Origin of the sequence: Hydrogenophaga flava NBRC 102514 (genome assembly GCF_001571145.1) — a bacterium.
GTDB lineage: Bacteria > Pseudomonadota > Gammaproteobacteria > Burkholderiales > Burkholderiaceae_C > Hydrogenophaga > Hydrogenophaga flava.
Window position 1 is genome coordinate 1 of record NZ_BCTF01000052.1, and the last position, 4608, is coordinate 4608.

Genomic DNA, 4608 nt, shown 5'->3' on the forward strand with positions numbered 1-4608 from the left:
GGCGATCGATCCGGTGCAGCAGGCGTGGCAGGCACCCGCCGCACCTGGCGACTTGCCCGTGGCCACGCTGGTGGAGCGCGTGACGCGCACCGTTCCGGGCGCGGAAGAGATTCGCCATCTGCCATCGGGTGCCATCGTGGTGTTCAGCTTTGCCGGCGACCAGCCGCAGGCGCAGTACGTGGACCCGGCTGATGGACGGGTACTGGGCGACTGGCAAGCCTCGGCGTTGCCGCGCTGGGTGAAGAACCTGCACCGCTCGCTACTGTTGGGCGATGCCGGGCGCTGGGGCGCAGCGGGCATTGCGCTGGCCATGGCCTTGTTGTGCGTCTCTGCCCTGGTGCTCTTGCTACGGCGCATGGGCGGCTGGCGACAGCTGGCGGCGCGGGTGCGTGGATCGCTGGCGCAGCGCATCCACGTGGTCGCGGGCCGTGTGGTGCTGCTTGTCCTGTGCCTGAGCTCGATCACGGCGCTGACCATGAGCGCATCCACGCTGGGGCTGGTGACTCTGGACGCCGGGACCGAGCCGGATGTGGTTTCGGTGGTTGTCAGCCAACCGGCCTTGCCCGGCGCGCAACTGGCTGCGCTGCAAACCCTGGTGGTGCAGGATCTGCGCAAGCTGAATTTCCCGGGCGCAACCGATCCCGAGGACACCTGGAAGGTCGCCACCTCACAGGGTCAAGGCTGGATCGACCGGTATTCGGGCCAGATGCTGGCCTGGCAGGACGCCACCCTGGCTCAGCGCGTCTACGACTGGGCCGTGGTGCTGCACACCGGCGAAGCGGCCTGGCCCTGGGCCGTGGTGCTCGGGCTCGTGGGCGCCAGCGTGCTGCTGTTCTGGCTGTCGGGTGTTGTCATCTGGTGGCAAGCCCGCCGAGAGGCACCGCACATCACGGGCAACGCACCGATGGCACAGGCCGATGTGCTCATCTTCGTGGCCAGCGAAGGCGGCAGCACCTGGGGTTTTGCGCAAACGCTGCAAGACGCGCTGAGCCAGGGCGGCCACCGCGTACACACCCGCGCGCTGGAGAACTTTCAGACCATGGCCGCCACACGGCAGGTGTTTGTGCTGGCCGCCACCTATGGCGAAGGCCAGGCTCCGGCCCACGCCAGCCGGGCTCTGTCCCACATAGCCACGCTGAAAGCCAGCGATGTGCCTGTGACCGTGCTGGGCTTTGGCGACCGGCAATACCCGACCTTCTGCGCCTTTGCCGTGGCGCTGGATCAGACGCTGCGGGCACAGGGCTGGCCCCTGTTGCTGCCGCTGGAGTGCATCCACCAGCAATCGGGCCAGCAGTTCGCGCGCTGGGGCGCTGACCTGGCCAAAGCACTCGGCGAACCGCTGGTGCTGGAGCATGTACCGCGCGTGCCAGCCACCACTGCGCTCACGCTGATCTCGCGCCAAGACTTCGTCGGTGCCACTGGACAGTCCACAGCGATCCTGCGCTTTGCATGGCCTGCACAAAGTCTGGGCGCCCGCCTGCTAGGGCAGGGCCTGGCCCAGTTTGCCGCAGGCGATCTCGTGGGTATCGTGCCACCGGGTTCGGCCGTGCCGCGGTACTACTCGCTGGCCTCGGGCTGGCAGGACGGGTTCCTGGAAATCTGCGTGCGTCAAATGCCTGGGGGTCTGTGTTCCACGCACCTGCTGGACCTGCAAACGGGGGACTTCATCACCGCCTTCATCCGGCCCAACCCCGGATTTGCATTGCCACATAAGCGCAAGCCGGTGTTGCTGATCGGGGCGGGCACAGGGGTGGCACCGCTGGCGGGCTTCATCCGTCGCAACGACAGACGGACGCCCATGCACCTGTTTTTTGGAGGGCGCGACCCGGCGCAGGACTTCTACTTCGGTTCCGACATTCAGCGCTGGCTTGGCGAAGGGCGCCTGGCAACGCTGCACACCGTCTTCTCACGCGTACCCGACGGCGGCGGCTATGTTCAGGACGCCCTGGGCAGAGACGCCGAGTCCGTGCGAAGCCTGGTTGCAGAGGGCGCCATCGTGCGTGTGTGTGGCAGCCGGGCCATGGCGCAGGGTGTGGCCGAAACGCTCGACGCGGTGCTGGCGCCACTGCAGCTCAGCGTTGCGAACCTGAAATCAAGGGAGCGGTATGCCGAAGATGTCTTCTGAGTTGGCTGTGGCGTACAAACGCACCACCCTGCACGGCCCGACCATGGGCACACGCTGGTCGGCCACAGTCGACGCCGACCACACCTTGGACGTGACCGCCTTGCGCCAGGACCTCGCCGTTGAGGTGGAGCAGGTGGATGCGCAGATGTCACCCTGGAAACCGGACAGCGACCTCATGCGCCTCAACCGCGCGCCCGTGGGCGACTGGGTGGACCTGCCCGACGAAATCATGGAGGTGCTGGCCTGTGCGCTCGATGTCCACCGGCTGAGCGCTGGAGCATTCGACCCGTGCGTGGGCGCGCTGGTCGATGCCTGGGGGTTTGGCGCGGTGCGCGATGTGCCCGATTCGGAAGCGATCCGCGCCGCACGCCAGACCACACCACGTCATGCGGACGGCTGCCTGGAGCTGGACAAACCCGCAGGCCGTGTGCGCAAGCGCGAGCCCTTGCAGCTCGATCTGTGCGGCATTGCCAAAGGCTATGCGGTAGATCGCATGGTCAGCGTGCTGCAAAAGCATGGTGTGCGGCATGCGCTGGCGGCGCTGGATGGTGAGCTATGCGCATTAGGCAGCCAGGCAAGCGGTGTGCCCTGGGCTGTGGCGCTCGAACGCCCCGAGGCGGGGCTCCGCGCGGTGCACGGTGTCATAGAACTTGATGGTGTGGCGGTGGCCACCTCGGGCGACTATCGACGCTTCTTGCAAGTGGGCGATGCGCGCCTGGCCCACACCATGGACGCCCGCCGCTGTGCGCCCGTGAACAACGCCGTGGCATCCGTCACCGTGCTGGCACGCAGCTGTATGCACGCGGATGCCTGGGCCACGGCCTTGCTGGTGGCAGGCCCCGATGAAGGTTTGGCCATGGCTCAGCGCATGGGGTTGGATGTGCTTTTTCTGCTTCGCCGCGCTGAAGGTTTGATCGAGGTGGGACTGGGCCGGTTTAGCAAATAGCGCTATTCAACATCGCTGCGACGGGCATGGCGACCAAAGCATCTTCCCGTGCTTTATGGCTTGATCGTCAACTCGTTGTGGATGGTGTGGGCACCCTCGGAGGTCCGCGCGGCGCTGATGGCAGCGTCGATCTGAGCCTGACTTGACACCGCGCCCGTGAGCCGAACGTCGCCTTTGGTCGTGACGACTGCGATGTCCAGACCTGCCAAACCGGGTGCGTTGTTCAGAGCAGATTTGACATGAGTCGTGATGTCGGCGTCTGCAACGTTGACCGCTGGACTGGCGGTCATCTCTTGTTGCGGATTCGAGCGATCTGCTTTGTTGCATGCGGTCAGCAGCACCGTGCAGCAGGCGACCAACAGGAAAACCCGGTTGATGGATTTCATGGGATTCTTTCGTGGGACACAGGGTAGAAAACCGCTTTTGTCAGCGGCTTTTCTCGGCATGAATGAAGACACAGGGGCAGAACGCTTCAGGTCATATGCCGCGGGGCGGTCTGCTGCGATGGACTTTGAGGATCACCTGGGTGCTGCTGGAGCACGTAGGGCAGAGAAAAGAACGCCACGGTAAACACGACAAACACGGTGATGGCAATCACCTGTGCGATGGGTTGAAGGAAGTTCTTGAGGTCGGAGTTCATGGAGGATCCTGTGAGGGCGGGAATTTTGAGAGGTTGAGGGCAAGGGGTCTGTTCTGGACCTTGGAGCCATGTTGCAACCATGCAGCTGAACCTTGGCTGAATGGCCTTGACCGAATACGTTCACATTGGAGTCCCAGGTTGGTCGTACAACTCGCACAGCGCCACGCCATTGGCTTTCGATTCGCGCACAACCGCCCACTTTGGGTTCGAGCGATCATTTTTAAGGCGATACCAGGCGGGCCTTTCCTGGATGACCGATGACGGAGGTGCTGCGGTCGTTAAGCCCTTCCATCCTCGAATGACAGGTGACCGACGTAGCCGACATTCAGGCGTGCTGGACCACCGCCAGCATCCAGCCTTGAGCTGCCGCTCGACTTCAAGGTTGCCGTCGTGCAAGCGCGGGGATAAGCACTCGATACTTGAACGGAATATGGTCAGGCCGGAAACACTGAAAGGGCTCATCCACGTACGCCCTGGCCTCCATTCACGTACTCCTGCAACTGCCGTACATCGACGTCGGTCTCGATCTCGATCCACAACTGCAGGTGATCCGAGAGCTGGTGGGTGAAGTCTGGACTGCTCCCGGTCTAATAGACAACCCCCAGCCTCAAGCCGAAGCGCGTTCAGACGCTTCGGGGCTGACGCCGCCCAGATGGCTGTGGCGGCGGGTACGGTTGTGTAGAACGCTTCGATGTAGTCGAAGACATCGGAGCGTGCCAAGTCCCGGGTCTTGTAGTTGCGCTTTTGGATGCGCTCCTTTTTCAGACCGCTGAAGAAGGACTCGGCAACGGCATTGTCCCAGCAGTTTCCTCGCCGGCTCATGCTGGGTTCGAGGTTGTGGGCCGAACAAAAGCGCTTGAAGTCGTCACTTCCGTATTGGCTGCCCTGGTCGCTGTG

General features: G+C 63.8%; 4 protein-coding genes and 1 pseudogene. 2 read left to right on the top strand and 3 right to left on the bottom strand.

What is annotated here, in order from left to right; translation table 11 throughout:
* Nucleotides 1–2125 (top strand): PepSY domain-containing protein (locus tag HFL01S_RS24225; protein WP_066263879.1); only part of this gene is annotated, 2125 nt, incomplete at its 5' end.
* Nucleotides 2106–3071, top strand: coding sequence for an FAD:protein FMN transferase (locus tag HFL01S_RS24230; RefSeq protein WP_066263884.1), 966 nt, complete (start codon nt 2106–2108; stop codon nt 3069–3071). The genes HFL01S_RS24225 and HFL01S_RS24230, both read left to right, overlap by 20 nt.
* A gap of 53 nt (nt 3072–3124) precedes the next feature.
* Here the strand turns inward: HFL01S_RS24230 and HFL01S_RS24235 are convergent, their stop codons facing one another.
* The 3 genes and pseudogenes from HFL01S_RS24235 to HFL01S_RS24945 all read right to left on the bottom strand — a co-directional run.
* On the bottom strand, nt 3125–3457 hold the full coding sequence (locus HFL01S_RS24235; protein ID WP_066263886.1) for a BON domain-containing protein: 333 nt from the start codon (nt 3455–3457) through the stop codon (nt 3125–3127).
* An 86-nt stretch (nt 3458–3543) separates the two neighbouring features.
* Nucleotides 3544–3711, bottom strand: coding sequence for a hypothetical protein (locus tag HFL01S_RS25320; protein ID WP_157539116.1), 168 nt, complete (start codon nt 3709–3711; stop codon nt 3544–3546).
* Nucleotides 3712–4318: 607 nt separating this feature from the next.
* A pseudogene (locus HFL01S_RS24945) lies at nt 4319–4608 on the bottom strand (IS3 family transposase); the annotation flags it as partial.

Bases quoted from the DNA above. Each gene is read 5' to 3' on its own strand.
- HFL01S_RS24230 (WP_066263884.1), top strand. From the start codon at position 2,106: ATGCCGAAGATGTCTTCTGAGTTGGCTGTGGCGTACAAACGCACCACC.
- HFL01S_RS24235 (WP_066263886.1), bottom strand. From the start codon at position 3,457: ATGAAATCCATCAACCGGGTTTTCCTGTTGGTCGCCTGCTGCACGGTG.
- HFL01S_RS25320 (WP_157539116.1), bottom strand. From the start codon at position 3,711: ATGAACTCCGACCTCAAGAACTTCCTTCAACCCATCGCACAGGTGATT.